General features: G+C 40.9%; 22 protein-coding genes and 1 tRNA gene. 4 read left to right on the top strand and 19 right to left on the bottom strand.

All coding sequences use genetic code 11. From position 1 onward, the window contains the following. Positions 1-61 precede the first annotated feature (61 nt). A complete protein-coding gene (locus KO534_RS22950; RefSeq protein ID WP_215933780.1) occupies positions 62-1933 on the top strand; it encodes a TonB-dependent receptor plug domain-containing protein in 1872 nt (623 codons plus the stop codon). 70 nt (positions 1934-2003) lie between these two features. Here KO534_RS22950 and KO534_RS22945 read toward each other — a convergent pair whose 3' ends face one another. From KO534_RS22945 to trxA, 9 genes are all read right to left on the bottom strand, one after another. Continuing rightward, positions 2004-3614, bottom strand: coding sequence for a GGDEF domain-containing protein (locus KO534_RS22945; protein WP_215933777.1), 1611 nt, complete (start codon positions 3612-3614; stop codon positions 2004-2006). A gap of 258 nt (positions 3615-3872) precedes the next feature. After that, positions 3873-4340: a prepilin-type N-terminal cleavage/methylation domain-containing protein gene (locus KO534_RS22940; protein ID WP_215933775.1), complete on the bottom strand. Its 468-nt coding sequence runs from the start codon at positions 4338-4340 to the stop codon at positions 3873-3875. Positions 4341-4975: 635 nt separating this feature from the next. Continuing rightward, complete coding sequence (locus tag KO534_RS22935) at positions 4976-7195, bottom strand: hypothetical protein (protein ID WP_215933772.1); 2220 nt, start codon at positions 7193-7195, stop codon at positions 4976-4978. 607 nt (positions 7196-7802) lie between these two features. After that, positions 7803-7878 (bottom strand) — tRNA-Thr (locus tag KO534_RS22930). 140 nt (positions 7879-8018) lie between these two features. Beyond that, entirely contained in the window at positions 8019-9158 is a 1140-nt protein-coding gene (locus KO534_RS22925) for a 5-(carboxyamino)imidazole ribonucleotide synthase (RefSeq protein ID WP_215933770.1), read from the bottom strand. 62 nt (positions 9159-9220) lie between these two features. Beyond that, complete coding sequence (purE, locus tag KO534_RS22920) at positions 9221-9715, bottom strand: 5-(carboxyamino)imidazole ribonucleotide mutase (RefSeq protein WP_215933767.1); 495 nt, start codon at positions 9713-9715, stop codon at positions 9221-9223. Positions 9716-9839: 124 nt separating this feature from the next. After that, on the bottom strand, positions 9840-11054 hold the full coding sequence (locus KO534_RS22915) for an amidohydrolase (protein WP_436836598.1): 1215 nt from the start codon (positions 11052-11054) through the stop codon (positions 9840-9842). A gap of 228 nt (positions 11055-11282) precedes the next feature. Next, complete coding sequence (gene rho / locus KO534_RS22910) at positions 11283-12548, bottom strand: transcription termination factor Rho (protein ID WP_215933762.1); 1266 nt, start codon at positions 12546-12548, stop codon at positions 11283-11285. A 351-nt stretch (positions 12549-12899) separates the two neighbouring features. Continuing rightward, on the bottom strand, positions 12900-13226 hold the full coding sequence (gene trxA, locus KO534_RS22905; protein WP_007625278.1) for a thioredoxin TrxA: 327 nt from the start codon (positions 13224-13226) through the stop codon (positions 12900-12902). A 101-nt stretch (positions 13227-13327) separates the two neighbouring features. On the opposite strand from trxA, the gene rhlB reads away from it, so the two are divergent. Continuing rightward, the gene (gene rhlB / locus KO534_RS22900; RefSeq protein WP_215933759.1) at positions 13328-14590 is read left to right on the top strand and encodes an ATP-dependent RNA helicase RhlB; all 1263 of its coding nucleotides are present in this window, start codon (positions 13328-13330) and stop codon (positions 14588-14590) included. Further along, a complete protein-coding gene (locus tag KO534_RS22895) occupies positions 14587-16104 on the top strand; it encodes a Ppx/GppA phosphatase family protein (protein WP_215933756.1) in 1518 nt (505 codons plus the stop codon). Before rhlB ends, KO534_RS22895 begins: the two co-directional genes overlap by 4 nt. 126 nt (positions 16105-16230) lie before the next feature. Here KO534_RS22895 and hemB read toward each other — a convergent pair whose 3' ends face one another. The 6 genes from hemB to tatA form a co-directional block, all read right to left on the bottom strand. Next, a complete protein-coding gene (hemB, locus tag KO534_RS22890) occupies positions 16231-17223 on the bottom strand; it encodes a porphobilinogen synthase (protein ID WP_215933754.1) in 993 nt (330 codons plus the stop codon). Positions 17224-17231: 8 nt separating this feature from the next. Beyond that, entirely contained in the window at positions 17232-19127 is a 1896-nt protein-coding gene (locus tag KO534_RS22885; protein WP_215933752.1) for a sensor domain-containing diguanylate cyclase, read from the bottom strand. Next, positions 19120-19929 carry a TatD family hydrolase gene (locus KO534_RS22880; RefSeq protein WP_215933749.1) on the bottom strand — a complete coding sequence of 270 codons (810 nt, stop codon included), beginning with the start codon at positions 19927-19929 and terminating at the stop codon, positions 19120-19122. Before KO534_RS22880 ends, KO534_RS22885 begins: the two co-directional genes overlap by 8 nt. A gap of 116 nt (positions 19930-20045) precedes the next feature. Beyond that, entirely contained in the window at positions 20046-20789 is a 744-nt protein-coding gene (gene tatC / locus KO534_RS22875; protein ID WP_215933747.1) for a twin-arginine translocase subunit TatC, read from the bottom strand. A gap of 2 nt (positions 20790-20791) precedes the next feature. Beyond that, positions 20792-21091, bottom strand: coding sequence for a Sec-independent protein translocase protein TatB (tatB, locus tag KO534_RS22870; RefSeq protein WP_215933745.1), 300 nt, complete (start codon positions 21089-21091; stop codon positions 20792-20794). After that, positions 21091-21342, bottom strand: coding sequence for a twin-arginine translocase TatA/TatE family subunit (tatA, locus tag KO534_RS22865; RefSeq protein WP_215933743.1), 252 nt, complete (start codon positions 21340-21342; stop codon positions 21091-21093). Before tatA ends, tatB begins: the two co-directional genes overlap by 1 nt. Positions 21343-21500: 158 nt before the next feature. On the opposite strand from tatA, the gene KO534_RS22860 reads away from it, so the two are divergent. Next, positions 21501-22421 (top strand): hypothetical protein, encoded by a 921-nt coding sequence (locus KO534_RS22860; protein WP_354667972.1) that lies wholly within the window; start codon positions 21501-21503, stop codon positions 22419-22421. A gap of 64 nt (positions 22422-22485) precedes the next feature. Here KO534_RS22860 and ubiB read toward each other — a convergent pair whose 3' ends face one another. The 4 genes from ubiB to KO534_RS22840 form a co-directional block, all read right to left on the bottom strand. After that, the gene (gene ubiB / locus KO534_RS22855) at positions 22486-24117 is read right to left on the bottom strand and encodes a ubiquinone biosynthesis regulatory protein kinase UbiB (protein WP_215933741.1); all 1632 of its coding nucleotides are present in this window, start codon (positions 24115-24117) and stop codon (positions 22486-22488) included. 1 nt (position 24118) lies between these two features. Continuing rightward, on the bottom strand, positions 24119-24775 hold the full coding sequence (locus tag KO534_RS22850; protein WP_215933739.1) for a ubiquinone biosynthesis accessory factor UbiJ: 657 nt from the start codon (positions 24773-24775) through the stop codon (positions 24119-24121). A 1-nt stretch (position 24776) separates the two neighbouring features. After that, positions 24777-25556 carry a bifunctional demethylmenaquinone methyltransferase/2-methoxy-6-polyprenyl-1,4-benzoquinol methylase UbiE gene (gene ubiE, locus KO534_RS22845; protein ID WP_215933736.1) on the bottom strand — a complete coding sequence of 260 codons (780 nt, stop codon included), beginning with the start codon at positions 25554-25556 and terminating at the stop codon, positions 24777-24779. A gap of 189 nt (positions 25557-25745) precedes the next feature. Next, positions 25746-26624: a sugar phosphate isomerase/epimerase family protein gene (locus KO534_RS22840; RefSeq protein ID WP_215933734.1), complete on the bottom strand. Its 879-nt coding sequence runs from the start codon at positions 26622-26624 to the stop codon at positions 25746-25748. Positions 26625-26858 lie beyond the last annotated feature (234 nt).

Here is a 26858-nt window from a genome sequence, read left to right as displayed (position 1 = left end):
TTTTTTATTAAACATAGGCCGTCAGCTTTTGCTGACAAACGTTAGTTACTTGAGGTTTGTTTTGAATCTACACCATCTTGGATTAGCCGTCAGTTTGGCTACGAGCATGTCGGCTGTATCCGAAGAAAAAAATACTATTGAAAATATACTCGTTACTGGAACTTATAACGCAGTAGAGCAAGCGCAACTCACATCATCTGCGATTGTAGTAGAGCGGGAGGCTTTATTGGCTTTAAGTCCCCACAGTTTAGTTGATGCCCTGCGTCAGGTACCTAGCTTGTGGATAGAATCACAGGGAGGACCGGGTGGCTTAACTTCTATAGTGATGCGCGGAGCTGAAAGTAATCACACTTTGATTTTGGTGGATGGAGTGCAGTTAAACGATCCAACAAATACCCGAGGTGGCTCTGTCGATCTGAACCATATTAATATGCAATCAATCAAACGAATTGAAATTATTCGTGGGGCGCAGTCTTCTATTTATGGTTCTGACGCTTTAGCAGGCGTGATACATATCATTACTATGGAACCAGGAAACGAGACTGAAGTGAATGCTTTTGCTTCACTTGGCAGTGATAGTTTTTATACCTACGGCGCTGGGGTTTCTGGTTCAATGGCGAACCTTGGTTATTCAATTAAAGCCCAAAAGAAAGATTCTGGTGAACCGTTAAAAGGCAGCACAGCTGATAACAGCGATGTGGTAGCAAAACTAAACTGGATAAATGATAGCCATCAAATTGATTTTTCGTATCGTTATTTTGATGGAAACAATAGCACTTATCCAGAGCAAAGTGGTGGACCAAAGTTTGCGCAAAGTGATGACTTAGATGGTACCCATTATCTTAGTGAGCAAGCAGCAGTTAATTGGTTGTGGGAAGTTACACCATTATGGCGTAGTAGAATTTCAAGTACTTGGTTTAATCGTGAAGATGACTATCAATCCCCCGGCATAGTGCCTTATTCATCCGTACCTGCAAATGGAGCTGAAACCGATTTTACGCGTACAAGCACTACATGGGTGAATACTATTGGAGACCAAGAACTGCTTTGGGTAAATGTAGGTCTAGAAACAAAACAAGAGAAAGGGCTCAGCGATGGTTATTTGGATATCGGCTTTGAGCTCCCAACTACATTCGATTTGGATCGTCGTATCAACAGCGCTTTTATTAATATAAATGGCCTATTAATGGACCGTTTACTGTTGCAAGCCAGCGTACGCCATGATGATGCTCAGGGCTTTGAGGCTGATCAAAGTGTGCAATTAGGCATGCGTTATCAATTAACAGATAATGTAAGTATTTTGGCCAATAGAGGCGAAGGGTTCAAATTACCTAGCTTTTTTGCGTTAGGTCACACCTTAGTTGGTAATCCAGACCTACAACCAGAAACTTCGAAAACTATGGAGCTAGGCGTCGAATGGCAGGGTTCGCAAATCAACGCCTCGATTAATTACTTTAATAATGAATATCGGGATTTAGTTGATTTTGATGCAGAGTTGTTTACCAACGTAAACCGAGCGAGTGTTGATATTAATGGCGTTGATGGCAGCGTTAAATGGCAATCATTAGACAAACAGTGGCATATCAATGGTCAGTTTAATTATAGTAATATCGACTCGCCGACTCCTCTTAATGGTCGACCTAAGAGGACATTGGGCAGTTCCGTTGGATATGACCCAGATGAACCTGTGAGTTATAACCTGCAAGTTTTATGGGTCGATGAACGTTATGCGACCACTTTATATACTGGGGAAGTGCAGCAATACACCTTAGATAGCTATTTTCGATTGGATGCCAATGTACAGTATCAATACGATGCTAACTGGCAATTTTTTTTGCAGATTACCAATATGACCAATAGCGATTATCAGGATGATATTGGTTTTACAGCTAATGGCCCAGCGTTTTATCTGGGTGTTAGGTATAACAACTAAACATCTAGTTATCGAAACAGTGATTCTGGACAGTGTATTTTAGTTAATAGTTAAGGTTGCGTTTTCTAAGTTAGGAATTCACTTGAAGGTTAGGGTGATGTTTTGGCTGTTTATTTGACCTTTTAATCTGGTACATAGACTCATCTGCCTGACTCAACATATAGTCTGCACCCTTTGGTGGTTCGTCATATATCACATGACCAACACTGGCACTTGTTGCTATGGTAGTGAGTTTATCAATACGCAGATTCACCGCTTGCAACCTTTTTTGTACGCGAATTGCCAAGTTTTCGGCTTCGGTTCGATTTTGGAAAATTCCTATGGTGACAAATTCATCACCTCCTATTCTTCCAATACTATCTTTGGAACGTAATTGGTGGCGAATAATATCCGCAAACACCTTAAGGACCTTGTCACCCACATCATGCCCCCATTCGTCATTTATTTGTTTGAAATCATTTAAATCAATGTACAACAAACAGATAAACCCTCCCATTAACTCTTGTTGGCCTATAATTTCATTGGCGCTTTTGTTCCAGCCACGACGATTTAAAACGTTACAAAGTTCATCAGTATTCGCTTGTGACTCTGCGAGTATTTTTTCAGCTTGAATGTCTTTAATTCTGGCAGACACGGCCACGGCTAATACGAAAGCCTCAACTGCAAACGCAATAATCAGGGCGTACCGCTGAAGAAATGGGTTAAAATCGCTAAATACCACTCGAAACACCATTGCCAGAACCATCAGCACTAAGCTTAATAATACTAATCTTGCACTTTGCACATTTAAATAGGCCTGTATCGCTACTAGCAGCAAAATGCCTAACATGATTAATAGAGTGACTCTGGCCATAGATATCCCTAACACAGCTGACAACTGGTTATGATCTAAAAACAGCAACATAATCGACATCAATAATACGCCGCTGGCACCTAACTCGAGTCCATAGCGAGTTAACCTAGGCCATTTTGAATCGATATCGGTCAAACGTACGATAAATACAGTGGCCGTGAACACCGTTAAGCCGGCGAATAAGAGATAAAATTGATGACTCAATAAGAAGTTTTGCTGTGGTAGAAAAATATGCAATTGCCCTTCTTGCAGCAAAAAGAAGGTGGCGGCACAAAACACATATAGGCTATAAAACTGGAATCGTGTGTCTCCAACAACTCGCCCCATAAAAAACACGTAAAGGATCAAGGTTAAGCACAAGCCGTAAAAGACCCCCATAATAATATTATTGAATAAACTGTTGTTGAGAAAAGTGGCAATGGGTTTCCAAACAAATCTTTGTTTGAACTCGTGGTGGGTCAAAAGTACAAAGTCCACGGAAAAAGTACCAGTAGGTAATAAAAAAGCAGGACTACTTGCGGCTAAAGGTGTGAGATTAAGCTGCTTAGCTTCCCACGATATATCCATTATTTCGTCTTTGCCAAAAGTAAAGACTGCTTGTTGATTTAAGCGGCAACTTAGCCTTAACAGGTTGCTTCCTGCTGGTAACGTTAACAAGGCGACTTCTTCTTTTATTAGCTTTGCTATTAGAGGGGTAGACGAGAGAGCTTGTGCAGAGTCAGTGTTTATCAGTTGAATTTGGCAAAATTCGTTATCTGTCATAGCTTGCTGTGCGATTAAATTGGAACTGAACATCAGCGTTAACAGCAAAGAGAAAAGTTTAGTCATTATTGCCTTGTAAATGAACTGGAAAATAAACCACCCTAACCGAAAATTAGCGCGCAAAATGTTAGGCTTACGTCGACACTATAGAGCATTCCTAGTGCATTGAATAAGTCTTGTTGGTAACTAGATATAAAAAACAGTACAGTCCTTTGCCTATCAAGTCTTTTGTAACTGTGGACTCGCGGTAAAAAACGTAAAGATAAGATTATCTGTAGCGTGCTACTTTTGTACAAAATAAATCAAAGAGGTGCCTCGTTCATTTTAACAACCTTCTGTTGATAGTGTAAATTGTGGCTCTTGATTCTCCCGTGCCGAAGTATAGTAAATCTTACATTGACTAGGATCGGGCGCGGTGCTAATTCGCACGTCAATACCTCCAAGCTGTCCAGCACAATTACCACCTACCCAAGTAAAAGGCTCCTCAGTATTCACTGTTTTGGCAATACCACTAGGGTGAGGGCAGGGGTAACCACAACGCAAAGTAATAGCTTCGCCTCCCATTTCTATTGTTGGATCGGTGGAGCAATCAGTCTTGTTCTCAATTCTAGCTTTGTAATTCGCGAGTTTACTCGATGTACGCAAACTGCCTTCTAAAGATTCTAGCGTAGCGATTCGCGCATCTGAGCTCATGTCCACAAATTTAGGTGCCGCAACAACCGCAAGAATACCTAATATAACTATTACAATAATTAACTCTATTAGAGTAAAGCCTTTGATGTTTGGGTGCATATTTCAAGATCCATTGGTCTAGATTTACATCTAATCATAATATCAAAATCCTTAAACATATTAATATGAAAATACAGATTATGAAGCTAGCTGACTGTCTACAGTATCGTGGGAAGATCATACTTTAAGAGTTTGAAATAGGCGTAGGGACAAGTAAAACAGAGAATTTCATGCCAGATGACAATAAACTCCAGAAGAGAAAAACGGTGCCGACTACCGGAGTCGATCTGCTATGAGGTTTAGCTACTGATTACAAATGGAGTTTGAATTGTTCGTCATAAAAATGGTGCGCCATATCATACAAAATACAAAGTTCGAACTTTTCTTTGTTCAACACTCTTCGTGAATGGGAGGAAACATTGTCATGACCAACCGTTCATTAAGCTAACTTACAGGGGCGACTATACCGCTATCGGAGTAGTTCGTATAGGTTTAAAATTCGTCTCAAAGTGCCATTAGGAGACGTTTAGACTCAAATCAGCGGACTACTCAAAAGTGCAGTAAGCGGTCAGACAGAATTTGCTGAATAGCATACAACTTTGTACTGTGAGTTCAATCGATGGGTGCAACACGCTGATTAAACCTTTCTGCTGGTATTTCATATTCAGTGGCGCTGAGCGCCACTAAACGGCTGTCTAATTAATCAGCTCCAGTGGGCGATTCAGCTTGCTGTGATAGGAGTCAATGTTTCGGTCATAGGGATGGATCATTATAAATTCTCCGAGTTTGGTTCTGACTATAAACCCAGTGCCGGCTTTCTTGATTTCCTGAACGTGATCGATTTGATTCATATTATTGGAAAAATAATCTGCGTCCATCGGCCGTTCGCTGTCACTGCCCCAGTAGGTTGTCATTGTGTCTTCGTCATCGATTATTAGCATAAAATTAGGAACGAGATTGACTGATTTTACCGCGTCTAACTTTCTGGGGTTGTCTTGAGTGATTAGTAATGCTGAACCATCCTTTTTAACAACGACGCCATTAGCATGATCCGATCGGACACTGTAATCCAAATCATCAAAGGTAAACTCGGGATATTTATCTGGGAAATAGTTTGCCCAATAATCATCCAGATAATGCACGTTACCATCTTCATCAATCAAAACCAGCAACCAGCTGATCCTGAGTAAACCTTGTACCTTAATGTCGGGGTCAAGACTGGTGATTCGATAAAGAAGCCCTGAGCCAAACATGGCATAACTTGCATCATGTTTAATGGCGAGAATTGCCTGAGAGCCAGCAGGGCTTACTATTCGTTCAACGTTCGTTAGGTCTCCGTAACCTCTTGCATAGGTTCCGTTTGCCTGCGTGTAAAAAAAGGCATCATTGCTACAGGTCCAGACCTCAACATTATCGTCCTTATCAAAAATTGCGACCGCGTCATAGCCTTCAGTGCTACTGTAACTTACAGCTTGGATTTTCGTTACATCTTGCTTTTCATATTGGGTGTACTCATATTGATCGCCCCAAAAACCGTCAATAACGAGACGCCCGCTTTTATACAGTACAGCTGAGGTGCTGTCGGAGCTGTTGCAATCGTAAAGTGAATGGATAACCTGTTCGACATTCGTCAACTCGTTCTGAGCTAGCTGAGCGTCGCTGAAGTCAAAGTTGGCCAGCGGCTCAGGTCTGTTTCCCCACGTGATTATGGTACCATCATTGGTTAAAACGTGCTCACCATAACTATCTACCCAATAGTCTTGAATGCTATTCAACAGATTTCTTATGTCATCAAATTTGTTGCCAAATTCTGTATAAGATAAACCATTGTCATCGCCAAATTTGTAATAATTGCCCTGCGAATCTTCGGCTAATAGTGTTCCCCAAACGTAGCGTTCGTAGAATACACTGACAAAGTCTTTTTGATCATCTTCGGGTCCGTCGCTTTGAGAACTTCCTTTAAAAATAAGCTCCCCATTAGACATCAGAACAAAGAGTTCGCTGGTTGTCGTGTAACCACTTACTGGGACTGGCTTGACGTAGTCTTCAGTAAAGACCTCACTGACAATCAGGTCAACACTGGTTACCTGAGCTCGTATACTTACTTGTTCTTCAAAATTGTCAGAATTTGGTGTAAATGACGTATCTGAAGAGACCAGTTCACCGTCGATAAACCACTGCATTGCCAGGGTTTCTGGCAAGCAGTCCACGCAGTCTAACGCTGCGGTTGATACCTGATTTGGCATATGTGAGGTACTAAAGACAAGTGCATCAACTTGGGTCTTACGTGAGATAATGTCATCTTCAATGACATCAGGCTCGGTGATAATTCTGTCAACACTCGGCACTCGAACGGTTACCGAAATGGTTTTGTCCAGATGCTCAAAATCAGGTGTAAACCCTTCAGTATCATTAACTTCATTGCCATCAATAGTCCAGGAATATTGTGCTTCCTCATTAATACAATCGTCGCATTCAAACAGGACGGTGGTTGTGTGCTCTCTGATAAATGTACTGTCGAATCTTAAATTCTGTATGGTCGTTTTACGCGAAACAATATCTTCACTTATGGTCACAGCGTCACTCAACACGTTATCGATACTGGGTACCTGAGCAGTAATTGAAACTGTTTTGTCCAAATGTTCGAAATTCGGTGTAAAAGACGCTGAGTCGCTGACAACAACACCGCCTATTTCCCAACGATATGTGGCTTCCTCTCTAAGGCAATCATCACATTCGATCACAACATTGGAAACTTGCTCCCTGACTAACTCGGTATCCAGGCTCAAGCTAGTGATTTGTGTTGTCTTTATGACTGAGACAGGCGCGGGCGAGGTGGGCGCTTCACTTGAACCTCCTCCGCAAGCAGAAAGGTATAATGCGACAATTGCGATAGTGAACCGGTTGGTTTTCATTTTAACTCCATTTAAATTCTGTTTCATGGTCATTTACGGTAAAGCAACAGGCATGTCCATATTTACAACGCGCGGAGCCTATCAACTTTTGGTTGGGCAAGCAATTACTGCGTCATTCTTAAATAATCTGGATACATAGGCAAACATACTGCTTTAATTCGAAATAAAACTCCTCATAAGGAGTCGAATTTTTAACGTCAGCGAATATCATTTATGCATACTCATAGAATTCAATCCTTAGAAATGAGCGCTTATTGAAAGGAATGCATGGTTCACTTAAAGCGAATCGTAAACGACAGCTCATAGTCGAAATTGAGAGGGGAACTAATCTAACAACCGTTACGTGCTAATGGCTAAACCGGCCTTTACTGACGAAACGGAAGTGAGTAATCGAACAGGCAATAGCTTCTTGTGTAACTGACTGTATCATAGTCGAACTTAAAACCTTTTAAATTCAGATAGATAGTTTTTTATGGAATTTACCTTGTAACTATAAAACCATTTGGAATCAAATGGTTAGAAAAATGGTGCCGACTACCGGAGTCGAACTGCTATGAGGCTTGGCTACTGATTACAAATGGAGTTTGATGTTTAGAGTTATAAAAAATGGTGCCGACTACCGGAGTCGAACTGGTGACCTACTGATTACAAGTCAGTTGCTCTACCAACTGAGCTAAGTCGGCACTGTTTTTTAAAACTAAGTGACGCTACTTTTAGGGTGTTGGTAAACTACTTGTTAGAGCAGCTAATCCCAAAAGCGAGCGCCATTGTATGCATAATTTAAATGTTGTCAATCAATTAAAAAAAAATTCTAAACGAACGCTTAAAGTTTCATCAATCTTTGGGCTTCGTCTTTTAACATAGGGAAATTTTCTATAGGCAGATACTCGGCCAAAGCGTGCATTGTTTTACCTAACTCAGCATAGTCACTAGCACATAAATTAAAGTGACCCATTTTGCGCTTTTTCCTTGGACTTTTACCGTACCAATGTAAATGGCAACCAGGAATACTTAACATGTCCCGCGAGAACGCTTTGCAGCCAATGATATTGATCATCGCCGTTGGCGAGGTGACTTTTGTTGACCCTAAAGGCAATCCCTTAACCGCTCTGAGGTGATTTTCAAACTGACAAGTATCCGCACCTTGCATGGTCCAATGCCCCGAATTATGCACGCGAGGAGCTATTTCGTTGACTAGCAATTGTTGACCAATCTGGAAGAACTCTACTGCTAACACTCCAACGTAATTTAACGACTTTGCTAGTTTGTTAAAGATTTCTTGAGCTTGTTGATTCAATGCATCGTCTACATGTGGTGCAGGCGCAATAGAAACATGCAGTTGTCCTTGATAATGCAAGTTTTCAGCAAGGGGATAATAAGCAATATCACCATCACTGCCACGCACGGCAACCAAAGAAAGTTCACGCTCAAAATTGAGCATTTTCTCAACTACTAAAGGAACTTTGTGCAAATCTAGTTGCGATAAGGTGTCCTTTAATGCGGGTAATTCACTTTTGTTTTGTAGTCGCCATTGCCCGTAGCCGTCGTAACCATCTCGACTGGCCTTAATAATCAGTTTTTCACCAAGTTTTGCCACGGCTGCATCTAGCTGTTCGACTTCGGTGACTATTTCAAATGGGCAGTTCGCAATAGCCAATTTTTCAAGTAATTTTTTTTCTCGAAGACGATCTGCACCCGTCAAAATAGCCTCTGCACTGGGTTTGAGTTTACCGCTGGTGTGGACTAACTCGAGAAGATCTTCTGGGATGTGCTCAAATTCAGCAGTGATAGCGTTGACTTCTTCAATCTGCCTATCAAGGGAATTGTTGATAATCTGCTTAGTCACAGGGTCAACAATTCTGTTATCTGCGACATCTACCGCCTGGACACTTATTCCAAGTGGGTAGCCTGCCAATGCCATCATTCTAGCTAATTGACCTGATCCTAGAACTAATATGCTCATTTAGACAATCCCACCCGCGTTTTCATCATGTATGTTTTTATCATGTTTGTCTTTAATCATTATCATAAAGAGGGAAGGACAAGTTCATCCTGAGCTAGAACGGTAGCGGTTTGCTCAGCTCGAAAATCTTTGACCGCTTGGCGAACGTCAGGGTTTTGCAGCGCAATAATTTGCGCTGCCAGAAGTCCCGCATTGACTGCGCCGGCTTCTCCAATCGCTAAAGTGCCTACGGCAACACCTTTGGGCATTTGTACTATTGACAGTAAAGAATCAATGCCGTTAAGTTGACTAGAACGCACAGGCACGCCAAACACGGGTAAATGAGTATGTGCGGCAATCATACCAGGCAAATGTGCTGCACCGCCTGCGCCACCAATTATTACTTGAAAGCCCTGACTAGCAGCTTCCTCAGAGAAGTCTGTGAGTAAATTGGGAGTACGATGAGCAGAGACAACTTTGGCTGTGTAACTTACGCCAAGCTTTTCTAACATTTGAGCTGCGTGTTGCATGGTGGGCCAGTCTGATTTTGATCCCATTACTATTGCCACGTCCGGCATAACATTCTCTCTTAAATCACATTGAGTGGTTTGGGGGCCATTCCCCTAAAATTTTGGAGGCGTATTGTAGCCTATTGCAATCAGCATAGAAACCATATCAACCTGTACATTCAGCAGCCCTGTTTTAATGCAGCTTCATGTAATCTAAGGTTAAGTCTGTGAGTAATTTCACACCTGTTTTCATGCCTGAATCATCAACGTAAAATTCAGGAGTGTGGTGGGCGGGTGCTTCGTTTGCCGGCACGTTTAATGGTTTACCCCCAATCCATAAATAGAGTCCAGGTACTTTTTCTTGAAAAAACGAGAAGTCTTCAGCTCCGGTTACTGGTTTACTGTAAATGACATTGTCGTTGCCTGCACTTTTAATTAGTGTAGGCAACATCTTTTCAGTGAGCGCCGGATCATTGTAGGTAATGGGGTAGTAATAATCTAAAGGCAAAGTGATTTCAGCTGTGGCGCGCATACTGTCTGCGATACCTTTGACTTTCCTTGGAAGTGCTTCATACATATGTTCCCGTGCGGCTTTATTTAACGTTCTTATAGTACCTACTATTTCCACTTCACTTGGAATGATGTTTGAGCGGTTACCGCCATGAATAGAACCGATAGTGACCACTGCCGCTTCATTAATTAGTTTGATTTCTCGGCTGACTATGGTTTGTAAACTCATAATGATTTGAGCGGCTGTGGTAATAGGATCAACACTTAACCATGGGTAAGCGCCGTGTGCTTGTTTACCTTTTACTACAATTTTAAAAGGGTCAACCGCTGCCATTGCGCCACCTTCTTTATAGCGTATTTTACCTACGTCGGTTTCCGCACTGATATGTAAGCCAAATATAACGTCTACTTCGGGATTTTTTAATACGCCTTCTTCAACCATTAGCTCGGCCCCACCTTTTTCGCCTCTTGGGGCTCCTTCTTCTGCGGGTTGAAAAATGAACTTCACTTTGCCGCGTAGTTTATTTTTCATTTTCACCAAAATATCCGCTGCTCCCATTAACATGGCTACATGGGTATCATGGCCACAGGCGTGCATTACCGGTACATCCTTACCTTCAAGCTCTCCACGAGCAGTAGATTTCCAAGGTAAATCGTTTTGCTCCAGCACTGGTAGTCCATCCATATCCGCTCGCAGTGCAACCACTGGTCCCGGTTTGCCACTATCAAGTACCGCTACCACTCCTGTTATCGCAACCCCCTTTTGTACCTGTAAGCCTAAGCTTTCAAGGTGTTTGCTGACGTAACTTGCGGTTTCAAATTCGCGGTTGGATAGCTCAGGATTTTTATGTAAATGATGACGCCACTTTATTACTTTAGGTTCAATATCAATTAACATTTGTTCAAGACTTGGGGCTGCGAATATACGAGGTGTAAAAATTAATAATACGAGTACTGCAGGTATGAACAGTTTCATAGTTTATCGACTGTGAGGAAGCAGATATCTAATATCTTAAAAGCACATGGGCTTGTCAAATTTTAAACAGCTATGGGGCCAAAAAATCAAAAAAATCCGCTAACAGTTTCCTGAAAGCGGATTTTGGTATTTTAGGGAAACTAAAAAAGACTAGCTTTTTTGTCTACGCATCGCTGTAAAGAATTCATTGTTGGTTTTTGTCATAGACAACTTGCCAATCAAAAACTCCATAGCGTCTATTTCAGACATTTCATGCACAATTTTTCGCAATATCCACATTTTTTGTAATTCGTCTTGAGTCGTTAATAACTCTTCTCTACGCGTGCCAGAACGATTGTAATCAATAGCTGGGAATACGCGTTTTTCAGCAATCTTACGATTAAGGTGTAATTCCATATTACCGGTACCTTTAAACTCTTCGTAGATAACTTCATCCATTTTAGAGCCTGTATCGATCAATGCAGTGGCAATAATGGTTAAGCTTCCACCTTCTTCGATGTTTCGGGCAGCACCAAAGAAACGTTTAGGTTTGTGCAAAGCATTAGCATCCACACCACCTGTTAGTACTTTACCTGAAGATGGAATAACTGTGTTGTACGCGCGTGCTAGTCGGGTAATTGAGTCCAGTAAGATAACGACGTCTTTTTTATGCTCAACTAAACGTTTGGCTTTTTCGATAACCATTTCTGCCACTTGGACGTGACGGCTAGCTGGTTCGTCAAAGGTAGAAGCGACTACTTCACCTCGAACCAAGCGTTGCATTTCTGTTACTTCTTCGGGACGTTCATCTATCAACAACACCATCAATAAACATTCAGGGTGATTGGCTGCAATTGATTGCGCTATGTTCTGCAGCAGTAATGTCTTACCAGCTTTAGGTGGAGCGACGATTAGACCACGTTGACCACGGCCGATTGGTGAAGCTAAGTCTAAAACTCGCGCAGTGATATCTTCACTACTGCCATTACCCCGTTCCATGGTTAAACGTTCGTTAGCATGTAGAGGAGTTAAGTTTTCGAACAATATTTTATTGCGCGCATTTTCAGGGCGATCGTAATTCACTTCACTAATTTTTAATAATGCAAAGTAACGTTCAGTGTCCTTGGGGGGGCGAATTTTCCCCGCTATAGTGTCACCAGTACGCAGGTTGAAGCGTCTAATCTGACTAGGTGATACGTATATATCGTCTGGCCCAGCTAAGTACGAAGAGTCGTTGGAACGCAAGAATCCAAAGCCATCTTGGAGAATTTCCAATACGCCATTTCCAAAAATGTCTTCACCGCTCTTAGCGTGTGATTTAAGGATTGAGAAAATAATGTCTTGTTTACGAGCGCGGGCCATGTTTTCTAGCTTCATTTCTTCCGCTAGGCTAACTAGTTCACTGATCGGTTTGTTCTTGAGTTCCGTTAGGTTCATAATTGGTGGGTCTTTATGCTGAAGCTTGTTTTTAAAGCCAGTTTGATTGAGTGATTCAAAGGTTTTTTACTTATTTACATCTCTGATTTGAGCGAAGTACAGGGGTGTTCAGGTATGAACACTATAAAAGTTAGCACCAAATAAAACCTGAGTCCAGTGAATTGTCTGCTGGTTAGCGGATTTTAAACCCATCACACATTATTAGTTTACAGTATCGGTCAATTTCCAAAAACTTGAATAACAATTTATTTACAATAGGAATAGGCGCTGTAGACAAGTTGCTGGTATTTGCAGATATAAAAAAGCCCAGCATTTGCTGAGCTTTCATATTTTATTTTGTAATAACAAAGATTAGATGTTTTCGTTCAAAAACTCTAAAAGTTGCGCTTTTGACAAGGCGCCTACTTTAGTTGCTGCTACATTTCCGCCTTTAAATAACAACAAGGTAGGAATACCTCTAATGCCATACTTAGGTGGTGTTTCGTTATTTTCATCGACATTCAGCTTGCCAACTGTTACTTTGCCGTCAAATTCGTCAGCTACTTCATGCAGTATAGGTGCGATCATTTTACATGGACCACACCATTCTGCCCAAAAATCAACTAACACAGGACCAGCAGCATTGATAACATCGGCCTCGAAACTATCATCAGATAACTGGATAATTTTGTCGCTCATTCTTTTCTCCGTAATTTTTTCTCTGGCTGACATGACTCAGCACGGTTATGATTGTTATATAGAAACTGGTTTTTAATGCAAGCAATGATAAGCTATAAGCTATGCCAACTACACATTTAACCGATACAAAATTTTCAGACTTACCCATTAATACAAAGGTTATAGAAGCCCTAAATGCGGCCAATTTTAGTCTTTGTACACCTATTCAAGCATTGAGTTTACCGCAGCTACTTGAGGGCAATGATATTGCCGGTCAAGCGCAAACAGGAACAGGTAAAACCATCGCATTTTTGGTCGCCACTTTCCACTATTTGTTGACTAACCCACAAGACTCAAAACGTCAGCCTAGGGCGATCATCATGGCGCCTACCCGTGAATTAGCGGTGCAAATTTTTAACGATGCAGAATTGCTCAGCCAACACACGGGTTTAACCCTTGGATTGATTTATGGGGGCGAGGGTTATCAAAGTCAACGGGAAAAATTACAAGGTGGTGTAGATATAATTATTGGCACTACAGGTCGGATTATCGATTACTACAAACAAAATATATTTTCGTTGGCCGGCATCCAGGTTGCTGTGTTAGACGAAGCCGATCGTATGTTTGACTTAGGCTTCATCAAAGATATTCGGTTTTTATTCAAGAGAATGCCAAAACCAACTGAACGTTTAAGTATGCTGTTTTCAGCAACTTTGTCATACCGCGTCCAGGAGTTAGCGTATGATCATATGGACAATCCGACTCATGTACAGATTGAGCCTGAAAGAAAAACCGCAGAACGTGTAAAAGAAGAGCTATTTTACCCCTCAGACGAAGATAAGCCGTATTTGTTATTAACTTTAATGGAAGAAGAGTGGCCAGATAAAGCGATAGTGTTTGCTAATACCAAACACGGTTGTGAACGGGTTTCTGATTGGCTAGAAGCGGATAATCATAGAGTAGGTTTGTTAAGCGGAGATGTGCCGCAAAACAAACGATTAAAAATACTGGATAACTTCACAAGTGGTGTGATTGATATATTAGTGGCGACGGATGTTGCTGCTCGCGGTTTACATATTCCAATGGTAAGCCATGTCTTTAACTATGATTTACCAGATGATGCAGAAGATTACGTACACCGTATTGGTCGAACAGGTCGTGCAGGTGAAAGCGGCAGTTCAATTAGTTTTGCTTGTGAAAAATATGCTTTGAATTTACCGGCAATAGAAGAGTATGTGCAACACTCAATTCCAGTAACAGAGTATAACCCCAATGATCTATTACGTGATGTGACCCCACCTAAAGCTCGATATAAAAAACGTATGCAAAGTGGTAAAAGTCACCAAAAACGACCTTCAGGTCCTCGCCCAAATCGAAATAGATGAATACTAATACCGAGATATTTACGCCCTTTTCGCAACCTGAGCAATTGTATGCCGCCGTAGATTTAGGCTCTAATAGCTTTCATATGGTTATTGTGCGAGTTGTGGCGGGTAGCGTACATATTATTGGTAAAGTAAAGCAGAAAGTACGTCTCGCTGCAGGTCTAGATGAAAATATGATGCTTGACCAGCAAAGTCTTGATAGAGGTTGGAGTTGCTTAGAAACCTTTGCTGAACGATTGCAGGATATTCCTCTTTCAAATATTAAAATTGTTGGAACCGCTACATTACGGTTAGCCGCTAATGCAGATGTGTTTATCAAAAAAGCTGAAAAAATTCTCAAACATAAATTAGACGTGATTGATGGTGAGGAAGAAGCCAGGCAAATATATTTAGGAGTGGCCTATACCTCTGCAAATCAAGGTAACTCTTTGGTGATTGACATAGGCGGTGCGAGCACTGAAGTGATTGTCGGCAATGACATGAACCCGATTCACTTAATTAGTCTAAATATGGGATGTGTCACATTCAAAGAGCACTTTTTTACTGACGGTAAAATATCAAAACAGAATTTTGAACAGGCTATTCAAGCGGCTAAATCGTTGTTAGAACCAGTCAAAAATGACTTTATCAGTTTTGACTGGCAACAGTGTTTAGGCGCATCCGGCACTCCACAAGCGATTACTGAAATTTTAGTGACACAAGGTATCAGTGATTCTATCCGTCTAGATTATCTACATAATTTAAAACAGCAGTGTATTGATTGTGAGTCTATCGATTTATTGCAAATAGAAGGTTTAATTGAGTCTAGGAGAGCGATTTTTCCTAGTGGCTTAGCTATATTGATCGCGTTGTTTGAGCAGCTAAATATTCAAGAAATGCAAATATCGGGAGGGGCCTTAAGAGAAGGGCTTATTTACGGCATGTTAGATAACATGCAACAAAACGACCGCAGATTGCAAACGTTAGAGCAGTGTATTGAACGTTTTCATATGGATCCTCAACACGCTAACCGAGTTAAAAGTATTGCACTTGGTTTGTTTAAGCAAATACAAAATCAAATTGAGTTAGGAAAAGTCGACAGTGAAGCCATGTTGATGGCAGCAGCTATGTTGCATGAAATTGGATTGCATATCGAATATAAGCTACATCATCAACATGGGGCATATATACTCAAACACTTACCTATGGTGGGTTACACTCAACAACAACGGGCCGGCATTAAAACCTTAGTTGAAAGTCATAGGCAAGAAATTAAACTCGGTTTGTTTGATTTCTTCCATCCAGAAGTGCGCCAAGCCCTTTTGGTCTTAGTTAGAATATTACGTTTGTCATGTTTACTCTCGATTCGACGAAAAGATAATTTGGTAGCGGACTTTACAATTACGGTATCTGATGAAAAGTGGGTGCTTACTTTTCCTGAAGGTTGGTTGAAATCTCACCCCTTGATCGATGCTGAATTAGCTAATGAAAAATGGCAGCAACATAAAGTCGGTTGGGTACTCGAATGTTTTTAGGGTTGCCATTTTAGCAACAAGTTTGGCTACAAGATTACTGTGAACCAGGCGTTAGCTCTATTGCAAGAACATAACGCCGTGAAAAGTAACAAATAACTAGAGGTTTTCTTTAAATTTAATCCCAAGCTAACGTAATAGTTGCGCAGCTTGCTTCGCAAAATAAGTCAAAATACCATCCGCGCCAGCTCGTTTAAAAGCCATCAACGATTCTAATATCACCTCATCCTCTTTTAACCAGCCATTGTCAAACGCAGCTTTGTGCATGGCATATTCACCACTGACTTGATAGGCAAAAGTCGGAACTTTGAACTCATCTTTACAACGCCTAACTATGTCTAAGTAAGGCATGCCGGGTTTGACCATCACCATGTCTGCACCTTCTTGTAAATCTAATGCAATCTCGCGCATCGCTTCGTCTGAGTTCGCAGGATCCATTTGGTAGTTCTTTTTATTGCCTCCTTTTATATTGCTGGCTGAACCGACAGCATCTCTGAAAGGCCCGTAGTAGCTAGAGGCGTATTTGGCGGAATATGCCATGATACAAGTATTCAGATAGTTATTACTTTCAAGTGCTTGGCGTAATGCGCCTACTCTGCCATCCATCATGTCTGATGGAGCAACGATATCCGCTCCGGCTTCGGCATGGGACAACGCTTGTTTGACTAGTACCTCTATGGTTTCATCATTGAGCACATATCCCTGTTCGTCAATAAGACCATCCTGACCATGAGACGTAAAAGGGTCGAGCGCTACATCAGTAATGACTGCCATGTTAGGTACAGCCCCCTTGATAGCGCGTACTGCTTTTTGGGCCAACCCCTCGGGGTTAAATGCTTCGCTCGCACACAGTGATTTGGCTTGCATCGGCGTCACCGGAAACAAAGCAATAGCTGGAATACCCAGTTCAACAAGTTCGTGGGCCTCTTTGACCAAGAGATCAATAGATAAACGGTTAACACCGGGCATAGACGGCACTGCTTCTTGTTGATTTTCGCCTTCTAATACAAACATAGGGTAAATTAAGTCGCTAGCTGTGAGTTGGTTTTCTGCTACTAATTTTCGGGTAAAGTCTTGTTTACGTAATCTACGCATACGAGTTTGCGGGAATTGTTGATTCATTATTAATCCTACTGTTCTACAACACTTAATTGGCTGCCTTTTACATTATTTCGACCCGAATTTTTGGCTTCGTAGAGTTGCTTGTCTGCCAAAGCCAAAATGGCATCTTCAGGTTGGTTTAATTCTGCTATCGCGGTGCCTATGCCTGCGCTAATAGTGATATTCACCGAAAGCCCGTCAGCTTGAATACTGGTTGTTTCTATCTCGGCTCTCAAGTTTTCGACTAATACCTGAGCTCCTTCTAGGTCGGTGCTAGGCAAAATCAGGGAAAACTCTTCTCCACCGTATCGACATACATCATCACTGGGGCGTTTTAAGGCTTTTTGCAAAATTTGCGCGACTGATTTAATACATTGATCACCCACTAAATGCCCATATTGGTCGTTTACTTTTTTGAAGTGATCGATGTCCATCATGACAACAGATAATTGCGTGTGTTCGCGCCGGCTTCTACGCACCTCAGCTTGGTATTTTTTATCAAAATAACTACGGTTACGGATCCCGGTTAACGCATCCATGGTATTTTTTTCTTGGAGTTCGCGGTTTGTTTCAGATAATTCACGCAGTGCAATTTCTAACTCTAATGTGCGCTCCTGAACTTTGTATTCAAGCTCTTCAGTTGTGTTTTCCTGTAATAACAACAAGTCTTTTTGGGCATGTTGTGCTTGTCTTTCTTGGTTCAATAATTCTGATTGTGTATTGATCAACGCTTGGCGCTGTTCATTATGGCTAATAGCCAAAATGAGTGATAAAAGCACGGCTTCAAAGCCCGCACCCAACATAAGTAAATAGTAGCTAGGTAAGCTAAAGTTAACGATGTCTAAGGCATCTAAACTTAAGGCAAAACCACTAGAAAAAAGTACTGCTGATGCCAAAGTATAATACCCAGCTATTCGTAAACCTTTTATCCACAACCAAATAACTACTGCTAAAACAATAAGTTCAGCAATACATAAAATGGCCAAAAATGCCGTGAGGAATACCGGAAGTGGCACAAATAAACTGACAATTAAACCTAATATAAAAGTCGCCGCTACAGATTTGAGAAGCCTACTCAGTTTGCTATCAAAGGCTTTAACATGAAGTAATCCATCACAGAATATAATCGATAACCAAAGTGTTAAGTTGGCAAAAATTCCTACTGCATGTTGTTGTAACCAAGGCGAGGTGGGCCAAATATAGCGATAACCTAAGCCTTGAATGGCCGACAACGTCAAAGCTATACATATGACATAACCGGTATAGGTCAAAAATATCGGGGAACGGGTCGTAATGAAAAAGAATAGATTGCTTAGTCCCATCGCCAACATTAATCCAAAGAATCCTCCCATGACCAAATTGTTTTTACTGATACTCTCGAGATAATCTTTTTGTTGCCATATATTTAAAGGTAAACGCATCGCACCTTTAGTATATGTGCTGATATACACAACTACCGCTTGCTCGTTATTGGGGATCGGAAAAACAAAGTTTTCATGCTCAATAGTGCGTTGTGAAAAAGCTAAGGTGTCTCCTACTGTGTACGCGCTAAGTACCTCGTTGTGTTGCACAAACCAGAGCTTAACCTCGTCCAATAACGGATAGTCTATTTCTAACAACCAAATTTGTGCAGCGGAAAGGTCTTCTAAGGTGAATCTAAACCAATGTTGGTTATCAGACATTTCTAACGTGGTTAGGTCGTGGTTGAGTGGCTGCCAACTATCATTGGGCTGTCCGATAATATCTGTAATCGAGAATATTCGTTTAGAGTCGACTAAGTGTGTAATGTTTTGCACCTGCTTATGACTTACACGCGTTGGTTCGAATAGATTAGTAGCGATAAAGATTGCCATTGCACAGAAAATGCTAAGGATAAATAACAACCAGTTTTTGCTTAGTGTTAACCCGATTGGAGTATTACTCATGCGCTGCTCGTTGCTTAGAAAATTCGAATAATTTCTGTGCATTGGTTTGGCATGCTTCTTTTAGAGTTTCGGTATCAATTTCCATCAACTCTGCTACTTGCTCTGCAATATAGGGTAGGTAGGCGGGTTCGTTATTACCTTGGTCTACTTTACGGTTATTGGCAAGACTTTTAGGGCGTAGGTAAGGCGCGTCGGTTTCCAACAATATTCGGTTTAAGGGTAATGTTTTCAGCGCTTCTCGCAGATCTAGGCCGCGTTTGAGGTCACAACCCCATCCAGTTATGCCAATAAACAGATCTAAATCTAAGTAACGATGCATCTGTTCTCTATTGCCGGTAAAACAATGCACTACGCCCCCTTTTAAGTGAGTGCGATACTTTGTCAATAAGTCAACCTGCGCCTCAAATGCATCACGTTCATGTAAAAATACCGGTAATCCTAGTTCGCTGGCTAACTTAAGTTGTTCTTCAAAAGCAAACAACTGTTGCTCGGGAGTGGAAAAATTTCGATTAAAATCTAAACCACATTCACCCATTGCTACAACTTGGGGTGATTTGGCTAAGGCTTTAAGGTCATAGACAGTTTGTTGGGTAAATTGGCTAGCGTCATGAGGGTGAACGCCAATTGTTGTAGATAAGTGACAGGGATATTGTTGCGCCAATTGAATCGCTTTATGACTCTTGGCTAAGTTTGTTCCAGTTATGATGATATGGCTAACGTCAGCTGCTAAAGCACGTTCAAATACTGCCTCAAAAGATAAACGGGGATCAGTAAAATTAACTCCAATATCACACCAAGACATTTGTTTACCTCATTCGTCTATCACAAAAAAGGAAAATTCATTTAAAAGCAAACTAGCTTTAAGGGAGTTTAGGCTTAGACTCGCACACGTCGCCACAATATATTCTGATGCATGCTTCAAGACGAGCCCTGCTGCTCTTGATCTGAACTATTGCGGGAATAAATACTGCCAACAATAATACCGAATTCATATAACACCCACATAGGTATAGCGAGCAAAGTTTGAGAGATGATATCTGGAGGAGTAAGTAACATGCCAACTACAAACACTGCTACGATGACGTAAGGGCGTTTTGCTCGAAGTGATTCCACAGTTGTCATGCCCGTCCAACACATCAAAACAACAGCAACAGGAATTTCAAAAGCCAAACCAAATGCAAAAAATATTTTAAGCACAAAATTAAGGTAACTACTGATATCGGTATTGATTGCTACGCCCTCTGGCGCGACGCTAGAGAAAAATGCAAAGGCCAGTGGGAAAACCACGTAATAGGCAAACGCCATTCCTAAATAAAACAATAGGGTGCTTGAAAGCAATAGCGGCGCGACTAATCGTTTTTCGTTTTTATACAAACCTGGCGCGACAAACCCCCATATTTGGTAAAGTATGACGGGTATTGCGATAAAAAACGACAGCACCATAGTCAACTTAAATGGAGCAAAGAAAGGTGAAGCCACGTCTGTCGCAATCATTTGTGCGTTTTCAGGCAAAGTGTCTAATAAAGGAGTGGCTAACCAATGGTATAAATCTTGGGCAAAATAAACCAAGCATAAAAACACGACAAATACGCTAACAACGGCCTTTAATACACGGCCTCGGAGCTCGATTAAATGAGCAATTAAGCTATTGGGTTCAGCCATAGTTACTCTTTAGAATAAGGTTTTTGAACGGACTTGGCGGCATCGCGAAGCTCATCAACAGATTGTTGTAATTCAGGAGATAGATTCTCTAAGTTTTGCTGTTCGGCTTTTTTCAAGTTTTCGTGTAATTCGTGAATTTTGAATTGTTGTTCAACCTCTTGGCGAAAACCACTGGCCATACCTTTAATACTGCGTACTGTTTTCATAGTCGAGCGCACAGCACCGGGTAACCTTTCCGGTCCCAATACTACCAAACCAACAACAGCAATAATTAGTAGTTCGAAAAAGCCGATATCAAACATTAACTTTGCTCTTTTTGTTCACTCTTGGTTTGTTGAACTGTTTTTTCTGCTTCTACAGTCGATTTGTCTTCGACTTTTTCTTTCGCAACAAAATCAGCGTCTTTATCTTTTTCGTCGTCACTCATGGCTTTCTTAAAACCTTTTAATGCAGAGCCTAAATCTCCGCCTAAACCTCGTAATTTTTTGGTTCCGAAAAGTAAAACTACGATCACCAAAATAATCAACAACTGCATAGGGCTAATGCCAAACATAAAATACTCCTAGAAACTGTATGGATTTCATTATACTTAGCTTATTGGAAAGGTCACTGGATTTGATAGCAAATCTGAGATGTTTAAGCTATTGATCATCAATTACGCTATTCTAAAATCGCAAACACCAATCGTTTACCGATATTAAAAGGAAATATGTGAGAAACGCTCTGTTACTGCTCTTTGTTGTTATGGCTTTTGTCGCAAAAGTTAATGGGCAAGAGACAGAACAAGAATATCCGTGGTTAGACAGTATGCATCAGAGTATTGCGTCTTCAGTTAACTCTAGCGCGATGTGGTTTGATGATTATTTTGAACTTAAAGAATTTGATCACGATGAAGAAGCAACCGGAGAGGCACGGATACGCCTAGGCTGGGAACCGAGAAGTCGACATCTAAATGAGTTTGAGACGCGGGTCAAAATTAGGGTTAGGTTGCCTAATTTAAAAAATCGAGCAGATCTGGTTTTTTCAGATTACGAAGATGACAGACAAAATAATGATCTGCAATCCTCAGGCAACAACGAGTTTACAGAGAGAAACCGTTTTAGTTTAGCGTTGCGTTGGCGTAGTAGCCCTGAAAGTGGTTTATCACATCGTATTGGTGTAGGCCGTCGATTACAGGCATTTGTCAAAAGCCGTTATCGGCACTCCCATTTGTTATCTGAAAAAACCAAGTTAAATTGGGAAACCTCCGGCTACTTGTATAGCAATGACGGCTTAGGTGCGAATTTTTCATGGCAGCTTTCCCACAGCGTCACTAAAAATTCCATATTCAGGTGGAACAATCATTTTTATTTTAGAGATCACAGTAATGATTGGTTATGGCAACACAACGTGCAGAAGTTAACTCAATTTGATGAAAAAAATGCGTTGATATCAGGATTTTATATTGAAGGTTTGAGTCGCCCCAACTATCGTTTAGAAGAATATTTAGTGAGTCTTAGATGGCGTAAAAATACATTACGCAAGTGGCTATTTTACGAGGTAGAACCCTTTATTATGTGGCGCCGTGACGAGAGTTTTTCGGCTTCCTATGGCATCGCTTTAAGATTAGAGGGGTATTTTGGTCACGATTAACCGTTTCTTATAACCGCTTTTCGTAACCGTCTCACATACAGCTACGTAACTTAATGCCTCGAATCTAAGTACTCTTGAATCGCCACGCCACTATCCAGCTAGCCAACCCTAAAGTTAAACAACATATACTTGGCCACCAATTGGGTTGATAACTAGGTAATATAGCTGCAGAAATAATCAAAGTAGCGCCCATTAAAACAAATTGTGAACTACGGTGTTGTTGCCTTAATTGTTTTTGTTGTAATTCAAATTGTAGCTTTTGCTGTTCAGGTAATGTTTTAACTTGTTTTAAGGTGTCATAAACTAAGTCTGGTATTTCAGGCAATTTCTCAGACCAGTAAGGTAGGTTCGCAGAAATTTTTTGATACATAGCTTTCAATCCGATTTGTTCCTTCATCCAGTTTTCTAAAAATGGTTTTGCGGTTTTCCACAAATCGAGCTGTGGGTACAACTGTCGGCCTAAGCCTTCAATATAAAGTAGAGTTTTTTGCAGCAGTACCAGTTGCGGCTGTATCACCATATTAAAACGTCTTGCGGTATTAAACAGTTGCAACAACACATTACTAAATTCTATTTCAGCTAAAGGTTTTTGAAAAATAGGTTCGCAGACTTTGCGAATCGACGCTTCAAAATCGTCGATATCGGTGTTTGAAGGCACCCATCCTGAGTCCACATGTAGCTGCGCCACTTTGCGATAATTGCGATTAAAAAAGGCAATGAAATTCTCCGCCAAATAACGTTTGTCTTCGCTATTGAGAGTACCAACTATGCCAAAATCAATAGTGATATATTGGGGATCACTAGGATTGTTAGTAGCCACAAAAATATTACCGGGATGCATGTCTGCATGGAAAAAACTGTCTCGAAAAACCTGAGTGAAAAAAACCTCAACACCACGTTCAGCCAATTTTTTCATATTAGTATTACGCGCAACTAACTGCGTGATGTCAGAAATGGGCGTGCCGTAAATTCGTTCCATTACCATTACATTTTTATGGCTGTAGTCGCTATAAATAGTTGGAACGTATAAAGCTGTCGAATTTTCAAAGTTGCGCTTAAATTGCATGCCGTTAGCGGCTTCATGGGTCAGATCTAATTCATCAATTATGGTGCGTTCGTATTCTTCGACTACTTCAACTGGGCGCAAACGTTTACCATCGGGTAATAATTTTTGTAGTGCGTTGGCCACGGTACGCATCAATTCAATATCAGATTGAATGGTATGTTTGATTTTAGGACGAATGACTTTGACTATTACATCTTGATTGCCGTTTTTTAATTTGGCAGCATGCACTTGCGCAATTGACGCAGAGGCTAATGGTTTAGTTTCAAATTCAGAGAATACCTCAGCAAGATCCGCTAGGCCAAAACTTTGGCGGACAATTTGTTTTGCTAACTCGGGATCGAATGGTTCAACTTGGTCTTGTAAGATAGATAATTCAGCAGCTAAGTCTTCTGGTAGCAAGTCTTTGCGAGTCGACAACATCTGACCAAATTTAATAAATACTGGTCCTAAAGTCTGCAGGGCTAACCTAACACGAGTTCCTTGGGATTTATCTGGATGTTTATTACGTAACCAAAAAAATCCTATTCGCCCTAATTTTGCATACCAAGGTAGCCATTTGTTAGGAATAAGCTCATCTAAGCCGTGCTGCAACATCACCTTGTTAATTTGGTAAAAGCGTAGAATTCTCACGTTAATTATCTGATCCTGTAGCTGTTTTTTGGCGTTGTTCTAATTGGGCGACTCGGGCAAACAATCGTTCAGTGGCGCTACGGATCTCATTTACTCCTTTGCTAAACTCATGGACTTCATTTGGTTTAACTGCAATTGAGTCACTTTGGGTCAATCGTTCACTAAGATCAATTGCGCCTTTTTCTATTTGTGATTTTGCGGTATCAAACAAGGCTCTCATGCTCGTAAACGTTTGATGAGCTACCACATCCCCCGTATATCCTGAGAGTTGTTCTTCCCAATCTATGTCTATTTCTTTGAGTAAGTTGCTAAACGTTTGTGCCACATAGACATCGCCGATTAGGTTAAGCTGTTTTTGTTGGATAAGTTGCGTGAGTTGACTGCTATCTTTTAGTTTAGGCAGAGTTTCCAAGTTTAATTCAATTAAACAATCAACAGAATCAGCAGCAGGGGCCGAGTCCTTGTCAGCATTACTGACTGTGCGCACTATAACCTGCTCTGAAAAATTAAACACTAATGGCCATGGCAATTCTGCAATGGTTACCTGGAGCGATTTTCCAGATAATTTTTTTAAGCGTTGTTGGCTATCTTCATCGAGTTTAAGTAAGCGGTTAATCGCTAACTCGATACCTGCTGTCATTAACTGAGCAAAAGGCATACTAAAATTTGAAGCCTCTATGTAAGGCGACAATGCCACCTGTTAAATTATGATAAGTGGTTTGTTCAAATCCAGCTTCGTCCATCATAGTTTTGAGTACTTCCTGCTCTGGATGCATGCGAATAGATTCAGCTAAATACTGATAACTATCAGCGTCGTTAGCCACAAGTTGTCCAATTTTAGGTAACAAATGAAATGAATACATGTCATAGGCTTTGTTTAACATTTCATTACTAGGCTTAGAAAACTCTAATACTAATAAGCGCCCGCCGGGTTTTAACACTCGATACATGGAAGCCAAAGCTTTGTCTTTGTCTGTGACGTTTCTGAGGCCAAATGCAATAGTAATAATATCAAAACTGTTATCTGGAAAAGGCAGGGTTTCGGCGTTAGCTTGTACGTATTCCACGTTGCCGACTATACCTCTGTCGCGGAGTTTATCGCGGCCAACTTTTAACATTGCGTCATTGATGTCTGCCAATATTACCTGGCCGGTTTCGCCCACAATACGTGAAAATTTAGCGGTTAAATCTCCTGTACCACCGGCTAAGTCCAATACTTTATGCCCAGTGCGGGCACCGCTGCAGTCTATTGTGTAGCGTTTCCATAAACGATGCACACCAAAAGACATTAAATCGTTCATTACATCGTATTTTGCGGCAACCGACTGAAACACATCTTTGACCATATTGACTTTTTGGCTAGTGTCTACCTGTTTAAAACCAAAATGTGTGGTTTGTTGTTGCTGTGAATGAGTTTCAGGTGTTTCAGGCGCGCTCATGAGTATTCCTTGAGTTTCAATTACCAGTAGTTTACCCAATTAAGGCGCGCGTCAACAGTGAATGTTTGTAGCTTTTTTGAATGTGTCTGTTTGCTAAACACAGTATTGGAAGGATACAGATACAATGACCACAGTTGTTAATATTATAATCAACCGAGGTCATTGGAGTACAACGTGGTTAAAGCTAAGTTATAGCGTGCTTATTATTTTATCTAAGCCTAGTTTAGATTGTTTAACAGCCTGCATTGAAGACAAGCCATCTGGATATTCTTCCTGCTCTAACACTAACCAACGAGTTCCACCCACTGCCGCTTGGGTTTTAATCAAACTTGCCCAGTCGTACTGATCTTCACCAATAATTGGGCTGGCTCCTTGGGGAGTTCTATCGGGGCCATGATAATTTCGGATCTTAATATGTGTGGCCAAAGTGCGTCCTGCGTAACGTTTCACATATTCAACAGCATCTTTATCAGCAAAGTTTACCCAACCAACATCTAGTTGTAACAAAACATTCTGAGGCGTGTTTTTAGCAATGTAATCCCAAAAGGTTAAGTTTTGGTAAGGGTCAAATTCTCTGTCGTGATTATGGTAACCAATCAACATCCCTTTTTTGGCTAATTGATTAGATAGTTCAGTCAACTCTGCTACTAAACTCTCCACGCCATCAGGACTCCAAGCTCTGCTATCCATAGGTACAATTACCATTTCAATCTCGAGTGCTTTTAAAAAGTCGAGTGTTTTTGCTAATTTTTCACCTCTTAGACCATCAAAACCAACGTGAGCGCCACTGGCTTTCAAACCTAAAGAGTTCAGATAGTCTTTTAAACCTTGAGGATTGTTAGAAAATTCACCGTAATTTCCAGCAAACTCCACACCTTGAAATCCCATATCTGCAAGTTGTCGTAAGGTACCTTTAAAATCTTTTTCAATCGCGTCTTTGACCGACCAAAGTTGCACGCTCACTGGCGGAATTTGGACCTTGTTCATTTGAGCTTGCTCTGTACCAGAACATGCCGTAAGCCCACATAAAGCAAAGACTAAATAACAAGTCAGTAAAATTTTGTTCATGTTTTACACCTTAATAAAAGTACAGTGGATGTCAAAAACCGTGCATATCTACTAAACCGTCACAATCAAAATAATTTTGTTAAGGTTTTGTAGGTATAATATTAACAGAATGATAACCAAAGAGTGGTCAATCTAATAGTGAGTAATCAGTCGCTAATGCAACAAAATCAGCGTTGTTTGATCTTGGCGAAATGGCAATACCGATATCTGCAGTGTGGAAAGTGTCGGTGATAA

This window comes from Paraglaciecola arctica, from assembly GCF_018861065.1.
Classification (GTDB): domain Bacteria; phylum Pseudomonadota; class Gammaproteobacteria; order Enterobacterales; family Alteromonadaceae; genus Paraglaciecola; species Paraglaciecola arctica_B.
This window is presented reverse-complemented; position numbering and strand designations above follow the sequence as displayed.